The 19,081-nt window shown below is 35.7% G+C and carries 19 protein-coding genes; 14 read left to right on the plus strand and 5 right to left on the minus strand.

The genetic code is table 11. The features are described 5' to 3' along the window. The first annotated feature begins 14 nt into the window (after window positions 1–14). Both OZP13_RS04960 and OZP13_RS04965 read left to right on the plus strand, forming a co-directional pair. Entirely contained in the window at window positions 15–938 is a 924-nt protein-coding gene (locus OZP13_RS04960; RefSeq protein ID WP_269242729.1) for an ADP-ribosylglycohydrolase family protein, read from the plus strand. Between the two features lie 176 nt (window positions 939–1,114). After that, window positions 1,115–1,579 (plus strand): hypothetical protein, encoded by a 465-nt coding sequence (locus tag OZP13_RS04965; protein WP_281298866.1) that lies wholly within the window; start codon window positions 1,115–1,117, stop codon window positions 1,577–1,579. 853 nt (window positions 1,580–2,432) lie between these two features. On the opposite strand, the gene OZP13_RS04970 is transcribed toward OZP13_RS04965, so the two are convergent. Further along, on the minus strand, window positions 2,433–2,672 hold the full coding sequence (locus OZP13_RS04970) for a hypothetical protein (RefSeq protein ID WP_269242731.1): 240 nt from the start codon (window positions 2,670–2,672) through the stop codon (window positions 2,433–2,435). Window positions 2,673–3,731: 1,059 nt separating this feature from the next. Here OZP13_RS04970 and OZP13_RS04975 point away from each other — a divergent pair. From OZP13_RS04975 to OZP13_RS05000, 6 genes are all read left to right on the plus strand, one after another. Then, window positions 3,732–4,154 carry a DUF6943 family protein gene (locus tag OZP13_RS04975; RefSeq protein ID WP_281298867.1) on the plus strand — a complete coding sequence of 141 codons (423 nt, stop codon included), beginning with the start codon at window positions 3,732–3,734 and terminating at the stop codon, window positions 4,152–4,154. Window positions 4,155–4,181: 27 nt separating this feature from the next. Beyond that, the gene (locus OZP13_RS04980; protein WP_281298868.1) at window positions 4,182–4,361 is read left to right on the plus strand and encodes a hypothetical protein; all 180 of its coding nucleotides are present in this window, start codon (window positions 4,182–4,184) and stop codon (window positions 4,359–4,361) included. A gap of 147 nt (window positions 4,362–4,508) precedes the next feature. Continuing rightward, complete coding sequence (locus OZP13_RS04985) at window positions 4,509–5,183, plus strand: hypothetical protein (RefSeq protein ID WP_281298869.1); 675 nt, start codon at window positions 4,509–4,511, stop codon at window positions 5,181–5,183. Window positions 5,184–5,341: 158 nt separating this feature from the next. Then, a complete protein-coding gene (locus tag OZP13_RS04990) occupies window positions 5,342–6,280 on the plus strand; it encodes an ABC-three component system protein (protein ID WP_269242734.1) in 939 nt (312 codons plus the stop codon). A gap of 1 nt (window position 6,281) precedes the next feature. Beyond that, entirely contained in the window at window positions 6,282–6,530 is a 249-nt protein-coding gene (locus tag OZP13_RS04995; protein ID WP_269242735.1) for an ABC-three component system middle component 6, read from the plus strand. After that, window positions 6,517–8,241, plus strand: coding sequence for a DUF2326 domain-containing protein (locus OZP13_RS05000; protein ID WP_281298870.1), 1,725 nt, complete (start codon window positions 6,517–6,519; stop codon window positions 8,239–8,241). Before OZP13_RS04995 ends, OZP13_RS05000 begins: the two co-directional genes overlap by 14 nt. Window positions 8,242–8,557: 316 nt before the next feature. Here the strand turns inward: OZP13_RS05000 and OZP13_RS05005 are convergent, their stop codons facing one another. The 3 genes from OZP13_RS05005 to OZP13_RS05015 are packed head-to-tail and all read right to left on the minus strand — an operon-like array spanning window position 8,558 to window position 10,030. After that, complete coding sequence (locus OZP13_RS05005) at window positions 8,558–8,794, minus strand: hypothetical protein (RefSeq protein WP_269242739.1); 237 nt, start codon at window positions 8,792–8,794, stop codon at window positions 8,558–8,560. Window positions 8,795–8,811: 17 nt separating this feature from the next. Next, window positions 8,812–9,228, minus strand: a complete 417-nt coding sequence (locus tag OZP13_RS05010) for a DUF5675 family protein (RefSeq protein WP_281298871.1) — start codon at window positions 9,226–9,228, stop codon at window positions 8,812–8,814. Window positions 9,229–9,271: 43 nt separating this feature from the next. Further along, window positions 9,272–10,030: a hypothetical protein gene (locus tag OZP13_RS05015; protein ID WP_269242741.1), complete on the minus strand. Its 759-nt coding sequence runs from the start codon at window positions 10,028–10,030 to the stop codon at window positions 9,272–9,274. Between the two features lie 1,143 nt (window positions 10,031–11,173). Here OZP13_RS05015 and OZP13_RS05020 point away from each other — a divergent pair. Genes OZP13_RS05020 through OZP13_RS05030 form a run of 3 tightly spaced genes read left to right on the plus strand, consistent with a single transcriptional unit; the run spans window position 11,174 to window position 12,676 of the window. Beyond that, window positions 11,174–11,392 carry a helix-turn-helix domain-containing protein gene (locus OZP13_RS05020; RefSeq protein WP_269242742.1) on the plus strand — a complete coding sequence of 73 codons (219 nt, stop codon included), beginning with the start codon at window positions 11,174–11,176 and terminating at the stop codon, window positions 11,390–11,392. A gap of 5 nt (window positions 11,393–11,397) precedes the next feature. Beyond that, on the plus strand, window positions 11,398–11,730 hold the full coding sequence (locus OZP13_RS05025; protein ID WP_269242743.1) for a HipA N-terminal domain-containing protein: 333 nt from the start codon (window positions 11,398–11,400) through the stop codon (window positions 11,728–11,730). Continuing rightward, entirely contained in the window at window positions 11,723–12,676 is a 954-nt protein-coding gene (locus OZP13_RS05030) for a HipA domain-containing protein (RefSeq protein WP_281298872.1), read from the plus strand. Before OZP13_RS05025 ends, OZP13_RS05030 begins: the two co-directional genes overlap by 8 nt. A gap of 194 nt (window positions 12,677–12,870) precedes the next feature. Here OZP13_RS05030 and OZP13_RS05035 read toward each other — a convergent pair whose 3' ends face one another. Continuing rightward, the gene (locus OZP13_RS05035; RefSeq protein WP_281298873.1) at window positions 12,871–14,142 is read right to left on the minus strand and encodes an acyltransferase family protein; all 1,272 of its coding nucleotides are present in this window, start codon (window positions 14,140–14,142) and stop codon (window positions 12,871–12,873) included. Between the two features lie 350 nt (window positions 14,143–14,492). Between OZP13_RS05035 and OZP13_RS05040 the strand changes: the two genes are divergently transcribed. From OZP13_RS05040 to OZP13_RS05050, 3 genes are all read left to right on the plus strand, one after another. Then, window positions 14,493–16,424: an amino acid permease gene (locus OZP13_RS05040; protein ID WP_281298874.1), complete on the plus strand. Its 1,932-nt coding sequence runs from the start codon at window positions 14,493–14,495 to the stop codon at window positions 16,422–16,424. A 137-nt stretch (window positions 16,425–16,561) separates the two neighbouring features. After that, window positions 16,562–17,887, plus strand: coding sequence for an MFS transporter (locus OZP13_RS05045; RefSeq protein WP_281298875.1), 1,326 nt, complete (start codon window positions 16,562–16,564; stop codon window positions 17,885–17,887). A gap of 170 nt (window positions 17,888–18,057) precedes the next feature. Then, window positions 18,058–19,032 (plus strand): DUF6252 domain-containing protein, encoded by a 975-nt coding sequence (locus OZP13_RS05050; RefSeq protein WP_281298876.1) that lies wholly within the window; start codon window positions 18,058–18,060, stop codon window positions 19,030–19,032. Window positions 19,033–19,081: the final 49 nt, after the last annotated feature.

Genomic DNA, 19,081 nt, shown 5'->3' on the forward strand with positions numbered 1-19,081 from the left:
TTTTAATAAAGTAAATGAATCGAAACTTTTTAAAAGACATCCTTTACGGAGTTGCCGTTGGTGATGCGCTTGGTGTTCCTGTAGAATTTAAAAGTCGTTATTATTTAAGGCAAAATCCTGTAGACACGATGCAGGGTTTTGGAACCCACGATGTCAAAGCAGGAGTTTGGTCTGATGACAGTTCGTTAACCTTTTGTTTAGCCGAAAGCATTAATGAAGGCTTGGATTTACAACAATTGGCAAACAAATTTATCGCCTGGAAAAACGAAAATTATTGGACACCGGAAGGCGAAGTTTTTGATATCGGCATTGCCACGAGTATAGCTATTGATCGGTTAGCCAAAGGGATGAAACCTGAATTGGCTGGCGGTTTTGAAGAATGGGACAACGGAAACGGTTCCCTGATGCGTATTTTGCCTTTGGTGCAATACAGCAAAGACAAGTCGATTTCCGAAAGGTTTGAAATCACAAAAGCAGTTTCCTCACTTACACACGGACACATACGTTCGGTGATTGGCTGTTTTTATTATTTGGAATTTGCCAAACAGATAATGGAAGGCAAAAACAAGTTTGAAATTTACGAAAACTTAAAAACGGAAGTAACTGGATTTTTAAAATCATTGAATGTCAATCCTTCTGAAATTGTAATTTACAGTCGCCTTTTGAACGGTAATATTTATGAATTAGGGGAAGATGAAATCAAAAGTTCGGGTTATGTGGTTCATACTTTGGAAGCGAGTATTTGGAGTCTATTAACCACTGATAATTATGTCGATGCCGTTCTCAAAGCTATTAATTTAGGGGAAGACACCGATACCACGGGAGCAGTTACGGGTGGTTTGGCAGGAATGCTCTACGGATTTGAAACCATCCTGAAAGAATGGATTGAGGTTTTAGCAAAAAAGAATGATATTGACAAACTGATTCCTCAAGACTAAAATTAAATATATATAAATAACATCCGTCTTTTTAAAGTTCATTATAACTGAGTTAAATCAAGTGACTAATTTCAATGCAAACGCTAAAAATCAATCTTCACGGGGAAAGTTGGTCACTGAAAAAATTCGAGTGCAGCGAGGTTGATTTTACAGAATGTTTGAAAGTGGCTGCTAAAATGAAACTCCCCTTAGTAAAAGCGTTATTAGATCCCTTTTTCTATTATTACCTAAAAATACCTACTGTCCCATCATTGGAAAATTTACCAGGCATAAAAGTAAGCGGACTATGGAACTCACCAAAAAACCAAATCGAAATATTATTGGATGGCAAAAAAATCGATAAACTCCAAATCAAAGATTTAAACCAGCAACAATTGCTTTTTCCCCTCTATAACGTGAATAAAACCGAAGTCACGGAAGAATACAATCCTGGAATTTATATCGAACAAAAAGCCATTGGTTTCATTGCCAGCTATGAAATAAAATTAGACCATTTTACTATAGATGATTTGCAATTCAAATTGACACAATTTAACGACAAACTACTTTTGCAAAAACCAAGCTATCAAAATAAAAAAGTAATCTTCAGAAAAAAGGAAACCCTGCTCATTTACCAAAATAGTTTTGAAATTATAAAATGATTACTGGAAAGATTCCCATTAACTCATTCAACTGCACAAAAATTGCTCCTAGTCCAAGTATTCCTAGCATCATTGTCATCCTGAGCGCAGACGAAGGATTTGTTTGCTTCATTTCACTAATTACGTTTTCAATAGAGTAAACATTTTTTGTCGTTCGCGGTGAAAAGGACGTTTCCCGCTTCGGTTGCCACTCCTGGCCAACGCTCCTAAAAAAATTTCTGTCACGGTTTTTGGAACAAAAACACGTACACTTCGTGACTCGCGCCAGAAATTTTTTCCCCAAAGCTGTTTTACATAATTGAGTATTATAATTCATCACAAAGCGTTTATATTGTTTTTTTGGTTTTTGCGACGAAGTTATAATATCATTTATGTAAAACAGCCGCACCCCAACGCGCCGGTGGTTTGCTCCAGGACAACTTCTTGAGGGGCTGTAAAGACATTGGTCATCCCGTGCGCAGTCGAGGGACAGCCCCTCAAGAAGCTGCCCTTCACAAACCACTACAATACCTCACGAAGAATTTATATCTTTTAATTAACGATTCCGTATCGCTGATAACTTATGATGGTTTTTAGCAACTTGGTATTGAAATCGGAAGTCTTTGCATTGATTTTGTGAGTAGAAAAATGGCTTTTAAGTCTAGTGGATTTGCCTAGGGAAAAAGCCATTTTTCTACACACAAAATCAAAAAGCCAGCAAGAGTATTGTTTTTTTATTTGCCACAAAATACCTAGTAATTGCTTTTCCGGAAAAGCAGTTGCCATATCGTTTTTATAAGACAATTTTCTGCAAACTGACACTGTACACTGAACACTATTTCTGGCACCAGCTTTTCCACAAAAGCAATCAGAATTACCCCAGTAAGCAAATAAAAAAACAATACACTTGCCTGCGCTGCTGCCCCATCGCACTAGGTATTATTATGCATTGTTTTTGTGAGTGCAGACCATTACTTACAACGTTGCTTCCTGAATAATACAATTCCAATAAAGTAATGGCCTGCACACACAAAATCAAAAAGCCAGCAAGAGTATCGTTTTTTATTTGCCACAAAATAAGTAGTAATTGCTTTTCCGGAAAAGCAGTTGCCATATCGTTTTATAAGACAATTTTCTGCAAACTGACACTGTACACTGTACACTGAACACTATTTCTGGCACCAGCTTTTCCACAAAAGCAATCAGGAACACCCCAGTCAGCAAATAAAAAAACAATACACTTGCCTGCGCTGCTGCCTCATCGCACTAGGTATTATTATGCATTGTTTTTGTGAGTGCAGACCATTACTTACAACGTTGCTTCCTGAATAATACAATTCCAATAAAGTAATGGCCTGCACACACAAAATTAAAAAGCCAGCAAGAGTATCGTTTTTTATTTGCCACAAAATAAGTAGTAATTGCTTTTCCGGAAAAGCAGTTGCCATATCGTTTTATAAGACAATTTTCTGCAAACTGACACTGTACACTGTACACTGAACACTATTTCTGGCACCAGCTTTTCCACAAAAGCAATCAGGAACACCCCAGTCAGCAAATAAAAAAACAATACACTTGCCTGCGCTACTGCCTCATCGCACTAGGTATTATTATGCATTGTTTTTGTGAGTGCAGACCATTACTTACAACGTTGATTCCTGAATAATACAATTCCAATAAAGTAATGGTCTGCACACACAAAATCAAGTCCAGTAAAGAGTATGGATTTTTAAAACATAAAAAAAATTGGAATGGCGGTTAATGTGTTTTTCTGTTTTAAAAATCCATACCCTTTCCAAGAAAATCCCCCCTCTTAAGAAAACATTTTTCGATTGGTTACTAATGAAAAAACCATGGTTAATAGGAAAATAAAAAAATAAAAAAAAAGAAAGTAAAGTTAAGCTCCAGTTTCAAGAAAGTAAAGTTCAGGCCTCCGGTTTTTTGAAAATTTTTTTCCGAAAAGAAATATTGTCCTCCTAATCAACATCCGGTCGGAAAAAATTTTTCAAAAAAAACTTGACTTTCTTGAAACTTCCACTTAGGAGATGACTTTCTTTTTTTTCCTTTTTTTTCTTTTAAAAAATTTTATGTGGCGAAGCGTAGCGAGGCACATTGGCTAGTTCACCAGAAAATAAATGAAAATTGAAAAGCTAATCAATTTAAATCCGAAGCCATGACCAATTTTATCATCAAGACCCATCGAAAAGACACACAGTACACCAAACCCCATTTATTCATCCTTAACAAAGGGTTGAACGCCGGAAAGCCCCAGGACGAGCCTTTCGCAAACAGCTTTGTCATCATTTTTTCTGAGGAAAAGGACCGCGATAACATTTTCCTGGTAGCATACAGCTTGTGGAAAACAAAATTTTGGCACCCACACCTTTATGGTTCCGTGATTCCATTTTTGCGCCTCCCAGACTTCAAAAAAGAGTTCAACCCCCAATCCAGTTTGATGATGGTCGAACACGAGCAGCACGTCAAAAATGTGGAAGCGCTCAAATTGTTGGAAAAAAAAGAAAAACAGTATAAAGAGGATATGATGCTTATAAATGACATCCGTAAGACCATATTGTATCGCTATTGCAAGAAATAATTATGACCATCTTTAATACTCACTACCATGGAACTATTCATTCTATACCAAACCGACATTTGGAAAACCAAAATCTCGAGAGTCTTTTACGGAATATTTGACAGCAGGCCAAAAACAAAGGGCAGCGCCAAATACAACGGATTATATACTGCTAATACAAAAGTGGTCATCGAAAAAGTAACCTTGAACATTTTCGAAGAAATCTAAAACATAAGATTTATATTATGTATATTTGAAAATAATTAGTCCTGGCATTTATCAGACAAAGCCATTCTATTTTGGGTAGATTGGTTCCAATTTATGGCACCTAAAACCGAATTATACACAACTAGCCCTAAGCACACGTAATAGATTATGAACAATTTTACAGAGAATATAATTAGCGGAGTGATTGGTGGACTTGTGGTTTATTTTTTTCAAGTAATTAGAGAAATAATCAAAGAGAAAAAACAGAAGATTGAAAGTAACAAGGTTGGAAACCAAGTTAGCAAATATCTTGACGAAAAGTTTCTACTTAATTACGAACCTGGAGGATTATCAATAGAAAAAATCATACAAGACTTTGGTGAACCAACAGAAAAATATAAATATCCATATGACTCAGATGATAATGAATATCTAGTTATTTATAAATACAAATTTGTTAATGCAGTTGTCCTTTTTTCTACAATCGAAAATAACTCATCAATAGTTTCGATTACAGTAAACTCAAGTAAAAATAAAAAACATCCTGTTCTTTGCCCTTATACTTTTGATGAAACAGAAAAACACTTTGGCAATGCCAGAATTACATCAGAAATTATTGAAAATGAAAGATGTTTTGAAAAAGAAAGTTATACTAATTGGGCATATTCAGCAATTCAGGCAAAGTTTTTTCAAAGGGAGATTAAACATTTTACTTTTACATATTTTGTTTGCGATATAGGAATTGAAAACATTGATGAAATGAAAGGTAAAGTTATTGACCAAATTTGTATCAGCACGGTAATGGAAGTTTTTCCAATTATTAACTTTTATGAAATGGTCTAACCGCATATAAATGCGGTTTTATGCAATAGCTAGTTTATTTTTTATTGGCCGGAAAGTAATAATAGGTCAATTCTATATCTTTACAACTAAACTTAATGGCGTCGCCACTGCGTAAAGTCGCGTCACGTTAATTCAATAAAAGAAAATATAATTAATAAATGAGCCAAAAATACTATTCAAAACTTCGCTTTTCACTTAATGCCATAAAATCTGAAGGACAGAAATATGAAGATTTGTTCAATGACGTTATGATTGCCTCAAGGACTGGCTTTCGGAGAGTTAAGGCTTATGGTAATATTGGGGATAGAAAAAATGATGGCTTTGTTCCAGCTACTGGTGTCTACTTTCAAGTATTTGCACCAGAAGATATCAACAATGAACGAACTGTGGTTTCCGCAGTAAGTAAACTAGAAGAAGACTTTACCAAGTTATTAGAGCATTGGAATGAATTTACACCTATAAAAGAATTTTATTTTGTGTTAAATGACAAACAAAAAGGCTCTCCTCCACCAGTAGAACAGAAAATGGCGAAACTTTGTAAGCTCCATCCTGATATTTCTTTTGGGACTTATACTATGGATGATTTGATTTCAGAATTTATGGAATTAGATATAGAAAAACAAGAATCCATAATTGGTTTTATTCCTTCGCCAAATAAATTGCAAACAATTTCAGTTTCAGCGTTATCTACCACTATTGAACATTTGATATCTCTCAAAGAAGTAAAGGATAAACCCAATGACAATTTTGATTTAGAGGAATTCAATAACAAAATTGTTTTTAACTTTTTAGATAATAGAATCGCACAAATATTAGAGAAAGCAGAAACACAAACATATATTATAGACGAATATTTTACTCGCAATCAGAACAAACGCTTAGGTGAAATTATCCGAAATTCTTTAAATTATATTTACGAAACAGAAAAAGAAAAATATGGAGGTGTAGTAACTGTCTTAAATTCAGCTATTATTTTCTATAACATTCTTGATATATGTGCCGTTGAAAAGGGAGATGAAGCTATCAATTCATCACTTGTTTTGATGTCATTCTTTTTTACAAGCTGTGATATTTTTGAAAAACCGACTAAAGATTAAAATGATTCTTCCATCAAAACATATTAGAAATTGTGAAAGCCTAATTGGTTTGGGTAGTATACTCTTAAATAAATTAGAAAGTCCAAAAACTATCGATGAGCTTTGGATTGATTTTGAAGGGATTAACAACACAAAAGACTGTCCAACTTTACATTCTTTTGACAATGTAATTCTAGCATTAGATCTATTATTTGTATTAGGCAAAATTCAATTCAATGAAAAACAAATTATAAAAAATGAAACTAATTGAGCTTGGAGCTAATAAACCCACATTTAGAACTATATACTTCAATCCGAGTGGTATCACTTTGATTATTGGTAAACGTGCAGAAGAAAAAGGAAATAATACTTATAATGGCGTTGGTAAGTCTTTCGCTTTATATCTCGTACAATTTTGTCTAGCGAGTAAATCAAATCTTAAGCTTTCTAAAAAGCTACCTACTTGGGAATTTTATCTTAAATTTTCAATTGAGGGTAAAGATTTTATTGTAAAAAGAAGTACCGATAATCAAAGTAAAGTTTCTTTAAATGGTGAAGAAAAAAGTCTCTCAGAATTTTCAGAGTTTATGTTAATGTCAATATTTACTATTCCAGACGGTGTCACTAAAGCTTCATTCAGATCTTTAATTTCAAGATTCTTACGAACAAGAAAGCAAGAATATTTTAAGTTTGACAACTTCGTTTATAAAGAACAAGACGAAAGAGCTCTTCTTAGTAATTCTATCCTTTTGGGCCTTAATTCTCTTTTAGTAGAAAAAAAATTTTTATTGAAAGAAGAAATTAATAAAATATCAGATTTTCGGAAAGCTATTCAATCTGATGAGACCTTCAATTCCTTTTTTGGTGCAGACAATGATATTGATATTGTAATTAAAGAATTAGAAGAGAGTATTCAAAAACTAGAAATTAAAATTTCGCAATTTGAGATAGCTGAGGACTATTCCAAAATTGAAGAACAATCAAATTTATTATCATATCAACTTAAAGAAAGCAATAATCAACTTTCGTTATTAAGGGAAACATTAAAGAACATTATAAAATCTTTGCATTTAAGATCAGATATGTCAGAATCAATCTTTGATTCATTCATTGCGAGTCTTGAAAGTGAATTAAATATTAAAGTTTCAGAAAGGGTTTCAGAAGTAAAGGCTTTCCATCAAAACTTAACGACTGGCAGAACCCATAGACTTAATAAAGAAAAGACTAATATTCTTGAACAAATTGATGAAGAAGAAAAAAAACAAAAACTTATTGCAAGTAAATATGATACAAGTTTAAAATTTCTTAATAAATATGGTGCTTTAGATGATTACGTTTCTGTTAATCAAAAACTAAATGAAGATAAAAATGCTTTGTCAAAAATAACGACTTCCATACAACTAATCAATGCATACAAAAAGCGTGAGAGTGAAATTAAACTAGTTATGGCAGAAGATAATCTTGCCACTGAACAGTATTTGCAAGTAGAGAAGCAAGGACATTTAGCTATTTTAATGGATTCATACCGAGCGCTAACAGGGAGTTTTTATGACGATAAAAAAGGAGGCATTTCTGTAGTAAATAATGATGGTCAAAACAAATTACGCTACAAGATAGATGTTAGAATTCAAGATGATGCCTCAGATGGAATTAATGAGGTAAGAATATTTTGCTTTGATTTATTATTACTTCTGAGCCAGATAAATCATAATGTTAAATTTATTTTTCACGATAGCAGGTTGTTTGCTAATATGGATACACATCAAAGATTTTCCGCATTAAACATTGCTTCTGAGATAGGAAGTAAAGATTTTCAATACATCGCATCAATGAATCAAGACACACTAGACATATTGAAAGAAGAAAGAAGTGCAGAAGAATATAAAGAAATTATTGAAGAGAATATTGTTCTAGAACTTAATGGTGACAATCCAGAAGGTAGATTGTTAGGAATCCATTTAGACTTAGATTATTTAGAATGAAAAAAGCGTGTAACAAAACCATTAAGCAACGGACGATACTTTCAAATCGCTTAGCCCGCTGCCTATAGCTCCAACGGTTAAAAATAAAAAGCCAGGTCTCTCGACTTGGCTTTCTTATTATCTAATCCAAAGGTCACCACAACTAGAATTAGACTATTTTTTGTGCTTCTTGATGAGGTATTTGAGTAGCAATGATATTACAAAACTGACAATCGCTCCAAGAGCAGCTAATATAATCGTCTTTAAAACATCTTCCGAATGCAAATTCGGCAAAACACTCAAAAATGTACCTCCGGCTGTACCCATCAGGGTGTGGTTACCCGTCGTCATCCACGCTTGGTGGCAAAACCGCTTCCCCTGTGGTCAGCTGGCTTACCGCTGAGACCACTCCGCCCGCAACAGCCAAATAACCACCAACTGTAGTCAGCACAACTGGCAAAGCCACCGGAGCTGCCAGGATCGTTCCACCAATGGCAGCCATAGCCAATCCAATATTTCGAAGCACTTTAAAAAATTTAGGCGTTGGAGCTTTCACTCGTTTAATAATATTCATATTTTCTCGTTTTGCTGTCATCCTTCCAAAGTCAGGAATCCAGATTGAACAATCAACTCTACACTTTCTTTCTGATCCAAAACTTTATAAACCAAATTTTTCAACTTGGTAAAAGCTTTTCGAGACATCAGACCCAATCCAGGTCCAGAAAGTTTCGTTACTGGAGCAATACAACCATTCAATTCTCGTTGGGCATTATTGGCTGGATGAAGCAGAATCAAACTTCTGTTTTTTACATTTACTATTTCCAAATGCCATTGGAACTTCTTGCTGTACCGCTTTCTAATAAAATATTTCCCCTCCGGAATGCAGGAAACCTTCGTTTCGTTGTTCTTCCAAGGCAATTCAATAGTATGGCAGATTAATTTGCCCTCGCATTCGAGTTTACCATTGCATCCTTCAGGGAAATAAGTTCTAGTTAAAAATAGTGTCATATTCTAACTATTTAATTTGTCAGACTGAGCCCGTCGAAGTCCATTAGACACCGCCATCCACTTTCACCAATGCCAATGGGTTGTAAGCGCCATTTTTCAATGGGTACATTTGTCCATTCACTTCTTGGTAAAACTCCACACCTAAAGCCAAAAACAAAGGTTTTGTGCTTGCAGCTGTCACTGCATTCACTTGGCTGATGGCAACTGTTGCCACCGCGTCCCATGGAAGGATGGCAGTTTCTGAATGTGCTTCAACGAAAGTTTCAGCTTCGAAATCAATTTCAGCTCCAGCCGAAATGATTTTAAAATGGGTTGTTCCACTAGGAGCAGCAATCATGTTTGCCGGAACAAACGGATCAATGTCAACAGTGATTTCACCTGCAGCACGGTCAATAGTTCCAACGAATGGAGCAAATAAACTGGTACCCAGTTTTCCTCTGATGTTGAATTCAAATCCGGTAAGCAATTCCGCCTCGCCATCAATCACGTTTCGTAATCCTCTAACGCTAATAACATCAGCTTGAATTACTTTAACCATTTGTTGAGTCAAGCGGCTCACCATTCTTCCATCGGCAGAATTCAAGAGCAATGCTCTCAAAGCCGTTCTCAAAATCTTGCCGGCTACCCCGGCTCGCCCAAATTCAGACCCATTCTCGCGGGTTCTCTGAAACGCAGGATCATTTTTGATTCTGCTGGCGTCGATGCCTCCTTTTTCACGAGCCAAATGCCCGTCCTGGGTTTTGTAAAAGGTAATATCCCCGATAGTACCTTTCAACTTAATTATGCCTTTTTGCCTTGCCATAATTCCTAATATTTAAATTAATACTTGGTTTGAAATTCCCTCAATCATCATCCGTTGCAACATCTTTCAATTGATTTCGAGAACAAATTTTAGCTTATTTAGCAGAATAAAAAAGCAAGCACAGTTCCATATGTCCGAAAACGACATAAATGGCTTAAAACGACATAAATGCCCATAAAAAAACACCCCAGAGAGGTGTAACTTGCAGCAATAAATAGTAACTTAGAAAATCTTAATTTTGTAAAGCCATTTTAGGATTTACAAAATAATCAGCAAAGATATTTAAGGATTGAAAAGATTAAAATATAGACTTTGCACCTAGCACTTTGATGCTAGTCAAAGCCTAGTCAAAGGTATAGATAGTGTATGAAAAATGAAAAACAGAGGGTCTGCATTTATCCAAAGGACATACAGCGCATAACAGGCAAGAGTTATCGTCAAAGTACCAGAATAATGCAAAAAGTAAAAAACGACCTCAATAAGCCCGAAAATGAATTCTTAACGATAGAAGAATTCTGTTTGTACACAGGAATAAAATATGAACAAGTAGCTCATTTGATTTTTGGTTAAAATTAGAAAATACTTGTTCATATTTTAAACCTATTAAATCCTTAAATCTTAATTAAACTAGTTCATTTTTTAGTCAAGTTTCTTTCTTAATCAATTAATTATCAGTATATTTAATCATTGAATTTAGATCATTTTTTTTATCCATATCAATAGGAGTCACTTGAGGAGTCACTTGTAATAAATGCTTCGTAAAACCTTGTTTTAGTGCTAATTACAAAAACAAAAAAATCCCTCTTTCTCCGCAGAATTAAAACCCTAACGATTGACTTTCAATTAGTTAGGGTTTTTTTATTGCTTCGAAATCACCACAATATCCCACAATCACCAGAATTATAAGGGATCAAGCATAAAAAAACCGCCTTTTTCAAAGTGGTTCTTTAGAAAGTATCTATAAAATTTATGAAGCCGTACCAGAGTGCAAATTCCAGTGGTATAAATGTAACCCTGTATCGGAAATAGAACAAACAATATTTATATGCTTTTACATATAGATATATTTTATTTACAATAAACTATATGCTTTTGCATATAATTTACTATATTTGCTTAAAATCAATGCAAAAGCATATAGCAATGAAGACACTAGCCGATTTTGTAAAAGATAAAAGAAACGAAGTAAAGCTCACACAGGAAGCCTTTGCGGAACGTGCTGGAGTAGCTCTTACAGTGATTCGAAAAATAGAACAGGGAAAAGAAAACCTCAACCTCGAAAAAGTAAACCAAGTGCTCAAAATGTTTGGGCATACCTTGGCTCCAGTCAATGCAAGAGAATTATTCAAAAATGACGATTAAAGAAAATGAGAAAAGCAGCCGTATATTATAAAGAATTTCTGGCGGGCATCCTCACGGAAACGGACGACGGGGAATACACCTTCGAATACGATGAAAAATATGTGGTGGAACATCCCAAGGAAGGCATCAGCCTGACAATGCCGGTACGATTAAAAAGCTACACCGACAAACGATTGTTTCCTTTTTTCGAAGGTTTGATCCCGGAAGGATGGCTATTGGACATTGCGTCCAAAAACTGGAAAATAAATCCTGGCGACCGAATGGGCTTGCTTCTGGCCTGTTGCCAGAATTGCATCGGAGCAGTTAGTGTACAATCAATACAAAACGAAAATGAGTAAGTGTCTATATTGCTATGAACCATTGGAGGACAATGGTACTGGTGATTTCCACGAGCAGTGCAGCTTGGAGTTTTTTGGCACCAAACAACCACCAGTATTCGAACATTCACTAAAACAAATGGCGGAATTGGCCAAAAACGTGGTGGAACGAAGTGTGGCGGTTCCTGGCGTGCAACCCAAACTATCCCTGTCTATCGTTAATGACTCTCTGCAGGACGGAAACAAAGGACGTCTTACCGTTGTAGGAGCCTTGGGAGGAAATTACATTTTTAAACCACCATCCGACCAATACCCTGAAATGCCCGAAAATGAACACCTGACGATGCGAATCGCGGAAGCATTCGGAATCAATACGGTAAAATCAAGCTTGATCCGATTGCAGTCGGGCGAACTGTCTTATATCACCAAACGCATCGACCGAACGGATACCGGAGAGAAAATCCATATGCTCGACATGTTCCAGATCACGGAAGCCTTCGATAAATACAAAAGCTCGATGGAAAAGGTGGGCAAAGCCCTAAACGAGTATTCGGACAACACCTTGTTGGACAAATTGTATTTTCTGGAATTGGGCATTTTCAGTTTCCTCACCGGGAACAACGACATGCACCTGAAGAACTTTTCGATGATCCATTCCGGCGACAGTTGGACATTGGCTCCAGCCTATGATCTATTGAATGTGGCCATAGTAAACCCCGACGACACCGAGGAACTGGCCCTAACACTGGAGGGAAAAAAGAGAAAACTACAATGGGAAAATTTCGAAAAGCTGGGCATCAACCTTGGACTTAACGGAAAACAAATAAAAAGCATCGTCAAACGCTTCCAGAAAAACAAACCCGTCGCTTTCCAATGGATCAATAATTCATTCCTGTCCGAGGAATACAAGGAAAAATACAAGACCCTGATGGAAGAAAGATACCGCGCCTTGTTCCACCGGGAATGAACGCATCCTTTTTTTTGATTAATTTTGCTCCACTAAAAGTTTGGCCAACAGAATGTCACTTAGTCCCTCTTTTTTCGCTTTTTTAAAGCGCTAATTATTGTTAATCAGTAAGTTGTGTTCTTTTTTTAGCCCACATTCAATTGAAAATGAAAAAACAGGGTCAATCCCAAAACCTGTGGAGTCCTTTTTTTAAATTATACTTTGAAAATGAGTTTGTTTTTATATAATAACCACAAAATAAACGTCCAAAAAACAACGTACAACAAGGCAAATGCCAATGAAGCGTTCAATGGGTCAGAAAATTGTGGTGAAATATAAAAATCATAAAAATAGTCTCTCGTGTTTATTTTTCCTGAAATAACTTCGGGGTTTTGAATTTCAATCATGCTCCAAACTTCTGGAAGTATTCCTGATAAAAAGAACACGATCATGGGATTCACGCCCCAAATCAAAAAAATATTGGTCCATTTTTTATAATTGGCAATCTCTATTAAATAATGCAAAAGTGTTAAAATCAATATTGCCAAACCGGCAGTATATAAAACATAAGAACTGGTCCAAAGTGATTTATTTATTGGAAAAACGAGATTCCAAATTAAACCAAGTACCAACAATGAAATACCAATAATGCTTAGTTTTTTGGTGATTTCTATTTTAGCAGTTTCTAAATTCAATAATTGTCCAATTACTATTCCAATAATTCCGGTTGCAATAGCAGGTATAGTACTTAAAATACCTTCGGGATCCCATGTTTTGGAGGAACTCCATAAATGTCCGTTTAAAACTAAATTGTCCAACCACGCTGCCAGATTAGTGTCTTTTTCAAAATTAGCCTCGCCAAAACCCGGAACAGGAATGCAGGCCATCAAAAACCAATAAAATAGCAACAACGATGTGGCAATCCCTATTTGGGTTTTTAAAGTGGTTTTCAAAAATAGGATGGATGCAAAAAAATAGACAATCCCAATGCGTTGCAAGACCCCGGGTATCCTGACATCTTGATAATTTTCTATTTTGCTGTAGGCTAAAAATAATAGTGTCGCCAGAATTGCAAAAGCCAAGTACGTTTTTATTTTTTGGTTAAAACTTCCCAAAAGAGCCATTCCAACAATGCCAGTAATTATCAGGCGAATAATCAATAAGGGTATTCCTTCCAGTCCTAAAAACGCTATTTTTCCGAAATAATTTAAAAATAATCCCAAACAGAAAATTCGCAACGAGCGAACCACAATTTTGTTAAAAACGGCAAAGTCAAACTGTTTGTTTGGCATGGAAAATGGAATTGCAGTTCCCATAATAAATATGAAAAAAGGAAATACCAAATCAGTGGGGGTGCAGCCATTCCATTCGGCATGTTCCAACGGTGGATAAATATGGACCCAACTTCCGGGGTTGTTGACGATCGTCATTAACATTATTGTAAATCCCCTGAATACATCTAGTGAAATTAAACGTTCTTTGGTCATTTTAGTTTGGGTTAAATTATTATTTCATAAATTACATATTGCAACATTTGTTGAATATCTTCCTCATTATTTCATTGACTAACATATTTTTAGGTTATTGGTCAAAAAATTCATGGATAATTTCGGATTAGGTATCTGTCAAAAAGCTTTCCGACTACTATCTTTATAAAAATTGTTTAACATAGGAAAGATACTATTTATAACTTAAATTTCGGTTTAGAACTTTAAAATAAAATTATTAATGAAAACTTTATAAATTGAAATTGTTTCATAGATTTGGACTCTTAATGAAGGCCTGCATTTTGGCACAATTCACGGTATAATTTTTTTTAAACGTTAAAATTTCAACTATGGCGATTTCCGGTTTATTTAGAAAAAAAACAGTGCATGATATTTTAAAACAAGTCGAAAAAAACAATACTGATGGTCATAATGCTTTGGGAAAACATTTGACTGCCCGTGATTTGACCGCCTTTGGTATTGCGGCCATTGTGGGAGCAGGGATTTTTAGCACCATTGGGAAAGCTAGTGCCGATGGAGGTCCAGCAGTAATTTTTCTTTTTTTGTTTACTGCTATTGCCTGTAGTTTTGCCGCTTTTGCCTATGCAGAGTTTGCTTCAATGGTTCCCGTTTCTGGTAGTGCTTATACGTATTCTTATGTTGCTTTTGGTGAAATAATTGCCTGGATTATTGGTTGGGCCTTGATTATGGAATATGCCATTGGCAATATAACGGTTGCCATTTCGTGGAGTGATTATTTTACGGGATTACTCGAAAGTGGCGGCATTTATTTGCCGCAATGGGTTCAAATGGATTATTTGACGGCTTCGAACGGTTTTAAAGACGCCACGGCATTGATGCAAGGCGGAAAAACCTATGAAAATTTAGGTTCGGGTTTGCAAGCTGCTTACACGGCTTGGACGACTTCACCGGTAATTGGTTCTTTTCATTTTGTTGCTGATTTGCCTGCCTTGTTGATTATTATCTTGATTACCGCATTGGTATATCGTGGAATGAAAGAGTCCAGAAACGCCAGTAATATTATGGTTGTAGTAAAATTATGTATCGTTCTTTTGGTGATTTTTGTGGGTTCCAGATATGTTGATACGGCCAATTGGGATCCGTTTGCACCCAATGGTGTTTCGGGTGTTTTAAAAGGAGTTTCGGCAGTTTTCTTTGCCTATATTGGTTTTGACGCCATTTCAACGACAGCCGAAGAATGCAAAAATCCGCAACGTGATTTGCCTCGAGGAATGATGTGGGCCATTATTATTTGTACCATTTTATATATCGCCATTGCCTTGGTTTTGACGGGAATGGTAAGTTATAATGAATTAAATGTTGGAGATCCATTGGCTTTTGTATTCGATAAATTGAATCTAAAATGGATGTCGGGAATTATTGCCGTCAGTGCCGTTATAGCAATGGCGAGTGTTTTGTTGGTTTTCCAAATGGGGCAACCCCGAATTTGGATGAGCATGAGCCGTGATGGATTGTTGCCCAAACGTTTTTCCAAAGTGCATCCAAAATTCAAGACGCCTTCTTATGCCACTATCGTGACTGGTTTTGTGGTGGCGATTCCAGCCTTGTTTTTGAACTTGACGATGGTTACCGATTTGTGCAGTATCGGTACTTTGTTTGCCTTTGTCTTGGTTTGCGCCGGCGTTTTGGTATTGCAAAACAAACCCAATATTCCTCGTGGAAAGTTCAAGACTCCTTATGTAAATTCTAAATTTATCATGCCGGTCCTGATTGCCATTGGACTCGTTTATGCTTTTGGTTACAACCAAAAAGCAACGATGGATTTCATTACCAATGAAACACAAATTAACACTCCTGCCGATATTGTTACAGCATTGGACAAAGAGCACACCACGAAAGTTTATGATTATTTGGTAGCTGTCGATGCCAAGAACAGCACTGTCGAGACGCCGGACTTGGAGCATTTGTTGAGCCAATACGAGCTAGATGATGCCAAATATGCCACCGTGGTTGCAGGTCTTCCAGTGGATGATTTCATCAAGTATCAAAGTGGTTTCAATCTTTTTAAACACAAAATCCCTATGTGGATTTTCTTGATTGTCTTGTTTGGATTGACGATTTGGTCATACAAACAAAATTTGTCGCTAATTCCTTTATTGGGCTTGATTTGTTGCCTCTACATGATGGCGGAACTGAGTGTTTGGAACTGGATTTATTTCACCATTTGGTTGCTTATTGGACTCTTGATTTACTTTGGCTTTAGCCGAAAAAACAGCAAATTGAATATTCCGGAAGCTTGATTTTGCTTGGTTGGAAATCATTTTCAAACTTTGAATTTTTAATAAAATCCTTGGTAATTTCTTAATAAGATGAAGTCGAAATGCATTTTGGCACACTAGTTTTTTGACTATATTTGGCACCATTAAAAAAAGCAACGATGAAAGCATTAGAAAAAGGAAGTTCAAAATTGTTAAACGCTTGGGCTTTTTATGATTGGGCAAATTCGGTGTATAGTTTGGTGATTGCAACGGCTGTATTTCCTTTGTTTTATTTGGCTTTGTTTAGCAAGGATTATCAGTATATTAACGCTTTTGGCAGTGAAATCAAAAATTCTGCCTTGATTGTTTTTGTTACTGCTGCTGCCTTTTTGGTAGTTGCTTTTATCTCGCCTCTCTTGTCTGGAATTTCTGATTATGTTGGAAACAAGAAAGCTTTCATGCAATTCTTTTGCTATATGGGCGGATTGTCTTGCATCGGTTTGTATTGGTTCAGTTTGGAACATATTTACATTAGTTTATTGTTTTATTTTTTAGGATTGATAGGGTTTTGGGGAAGTTTGGTTTTTTATAATTCTTATCTACCGGATATAGCTTTTCCGGCACAACAAGATAAAGTTAGTGCCAAAGGATATTCTTTGGGGTACATAGGAAGTGTTCTTTTATTGGTTGTCAATTTGGCAATGATTATGAAACCCGATTTTTTTGGAATTACGGGAACAAGTGCTGAAGGAGCAATGAAGGCTATGCGTTATTCATTTTTAATGGTGGGTGTTTGGTGGATTCTTTTTAGTCAATATACCTTTTATTATCTGCCAAAAGGGAATGACAATGCAAATCAAAAAGTAACGCATCATGTGATTTTTAATGGTTTCAGGGAACTTAAAATAGTGTGGAAACAGTTGGAAGGCAATATTGCTTTAAAAAGATATTTAGGTAGTTTTTTTGTGTACAGCATGGCTGTGCAAACGGTGATGCTTGTGGCTACTTATTTTGGGGAGCAAGAAATTGCTTGGTCATCCAAGGAAGAAAGTACTACTGGATTGATTATCTGTATTTTGTTGATTCAATTGGTGGCTGTTTTAGGCGCATTTTTAACGTCTAGGGCATCGGAAAAATTCGGAAATATTGCAACTCTTATAGTTATTAATTGTTTTTGGGTTTTGCTTTGTATTGCGGCCTATTTTATTGTTTTACCCTTGCATTTTTATGTTATGGCAGCCTTGGTTGGATTGGTTATGGGCGGAATCCAGTCGTTGTCACGTTCTACTTATTCTAAATTATTGCCTGAAACCGAGGACACGGCTTCTTTTTTTAGTTTTTATGACGTTTCCGAAAAAATTGGAATCGTAATCGGGATGTGCGTTTATGGCATCATTGACCAAATTACGGAAAGTCCAAGATTTGCCATCGTGTTTTTGGGTATCTTTTTTGTTACGGGAGTCATTTTATTGAGAAGAGTACCTAAAAACAAGGCCGTAAACTAATTTCTTCTGCATCAATTGCCTTTTCGTGGTTCAAATTATTTATTTCGCTTATTTATGGCTAGATTTTAAATATACCGAACAGTTTTTATGAATACTATTGCTAAAGTTATTGTCAAAAAACTGCATTTAGATTTTTAAAACTCTATATTTGTAGGGTAAAACAACTAATTATGAGAAGATTTAGAATTTTTATTTTGCCCTTGGTTATAATTGCAACATTTTGTTTGAATTCTTGTGAGATAGAACCCCTAGATCCCGCTTTGATTGGCACTAATCCAAATCCAGGAACTAATACTTCTGCAGGAGTTTTTAAGGTAGATTTTGACGGAAAAACTTTCGTTGCCACTACTGTTCAAGCGTTAGTAAATAACGATTACATATCCATTTCTGGATTAAAAACATCAACAGGAGAATTAGTGCAAATAACATTACCGGCTCCATTCAATGAAGTTGGAACTTATACTTGGAAAGAGGTTAGTGCGGCAGCAGGTGTTATGGCATTGGCTTATAATCCACCAGCTGGTGCAATGGCATTCATATCAGCGGATAAAAATTCAGTTAGTGGTCCTGAATTTGCAGGATATACAGATACTGCTAAAATTACTATTTCTAAAATAGATGTTGTCAATGGTAAAATGTCGGGAACTTTTGAATTTACAGGATTTAGATACAAAGACCCCGTAGGAGGAAGCACAAGTATCGAAACAAAAAAATTCACAAGAGGTTCTTTTACGGATATCCCATTTACCAAAGATGTCGTTGTGACACCAAATAATAATAGTTTTTCAGCAAAAATGGATGGAGTGGCTTTTACCCCAACATATATTAATGGTTTAAGTTCTTCGGGTTTTATAACTATTGTTGGAAGAAGAGGAACTATAGAAAACATAGGATTGGTTTTTCCTAACACGATTGCACCAGGGACATATAATTATAGTTGGCTTGACACTGATTTCAGGGGACAATACATAAAAAATAATAATGCCGATGGAAGTGGAATATTTGGTGGAGATGGCTCTGTTACTATTACAAGCCATGACAAAGTGAATAAAAAAATAGTAGGAACTTTCAAGTTCACCGCAAATTCATTTATAGTAAGTGAAACACATAACATTACGGATGGAACTTTTAGCGTTTCTTATTAGTTAATAATCGAATAAATTTTTAATCCGCTACTTTTTGGCGGATTTTTTT

Origin of the sequence: Flavobacterium limnophilum (assembly GCF_027111315.2) — a bacterium.
GTDB classification, from domain to species: Bacteria; Bacteroidota; Bacteroidia; order Flavobacteriales; family Flavobacteriaceae; genus Flavobacterium; species Flavobacterium limnophilum.

Coding starts and splice junctions, on each gene's coding strand:
- OZP13_RS05010 (WP_281298871.1), bottom strand. CDS start 9,228: ATGACACTATTTTTAACTAGAACTTATTTCCCTGAAGGATGCAATGGT.
- OZP13_RS05015 (WP_269242741.1), bottom strand. CDS start 10,030: ATGGCAAGGCAAAAAGGCATAATTAAGTTGAAAGGTACTATCGGGGAT.
- OZP13_RS04995 (WP_269242735.1), top strand. CDS start 6,282: ATGATTCTTCCATCAAAACATATTAGAAATTGTGAAAGCCTAATTGGT.
- OZP13_RS04960 (WP_269242729.1), top strand. CDS start 15: ATGAATCGAAACTTTTTAAAAGACATCCTTTACGGAGTTGCCGTTGGT.
- OZP13_RS04975 (WP_281298867.1), top strand. CDS start 3,732: ATGACCAATTTTATCATCAAGACCCATCGAAAAGACACACAGTACACC.
- OZP13_RS05050 (WP_281298876.1), top strand. CDS start 18,058: ATGAGAAGATTTAGAATTTTTATTTTGCCCTTGGTTATAATTGCAACA.
- OZP13_RS04965 (WP_281298866.1), top strand. CDS start 1,115: ATGAAACTCCCCTTAGTAAAAGCGTTATTAGATCCCTTTTTCTATTAT.
- OZP13_RS05020 (WP_269242742.1), top strand. CDS start 11,174: ATGAAGACACTAGCCGATTTTGTAAAAGATAAAAGAAACGAAGTAAAG.
- OZP13_RS05040 (WP_281298874.1), top strand. CDS start 14,493: ATGGCGATTTCCGGTTTATTTAGAAAAAAAACAGTGCATGATATTTTA.
- OZP13_RS04990 (WP_269242734.1), top strand. CDS start 5,342: ATGAGCCAAAAATACTATTCAAAACTTCGCTTTTCACTTAATGCCATA.
- OZP13_RS05035 (WP_281298873.1), bottom strand. CDS start 14,142: ATGACCAAAGAACGTTTAATTTCACTAGATGTATTCAGGGGATTTACA.
- OZP13_RS05045 (WP_281298875.1), top strand. CDS start 16,562: ATGAAAGCATTAGAAAAAGGAAGTTCAAAATTGTTAAACGCTTGGGCT.
- OZP13_RS05030 (WP_281298872.1), top strand. CDS start 11,723: ATGAGTAAGTGTCTATATTGCTATGAACCATTGGAGGACAATGGTACT.
- OZP13_RS05025 (WP_269242743.1), top strand. CDS start 11,398: ATGAGAAAAGCAGCCGTATATTATAAAGAATTTCTGGCGGGCATCCTC.
- OZP13_RS04985 (WP_281298869.1), top strand. CDS start 4,509: ATGAACAATTTTACAGAGAATATAATTAGCGGAGTGATTGGTGGACTT.
- OZP13_RS05005 (WP_269242739.1), bottom strand. CDS start 8,794: ATGAATATTATTAAACGAGTGAAAGCTCCAACGCCTAAATTTTTTAAA.
- OZP13_RS04970 (WP_269242731.1), bottom strand. CDS start 2,672: ATGGCAACTGCTTTTCCGGAAAAGCAATTACTACTTATTTTGTGGCAA.
- OZP13_RS04980 (WP_281298868.1), top strand. CDS start 4,182: ATGGAACTATTCATTCTATACCAAACCGACATTTGGAAAACCAAAATC.
- OZP13_RS05000 (WP_281298870.1), top strand. CDS start 6,517: ATGAAACTAATTGAGCTTGGAGCTAATAAACCCACATTTAGAACTATA.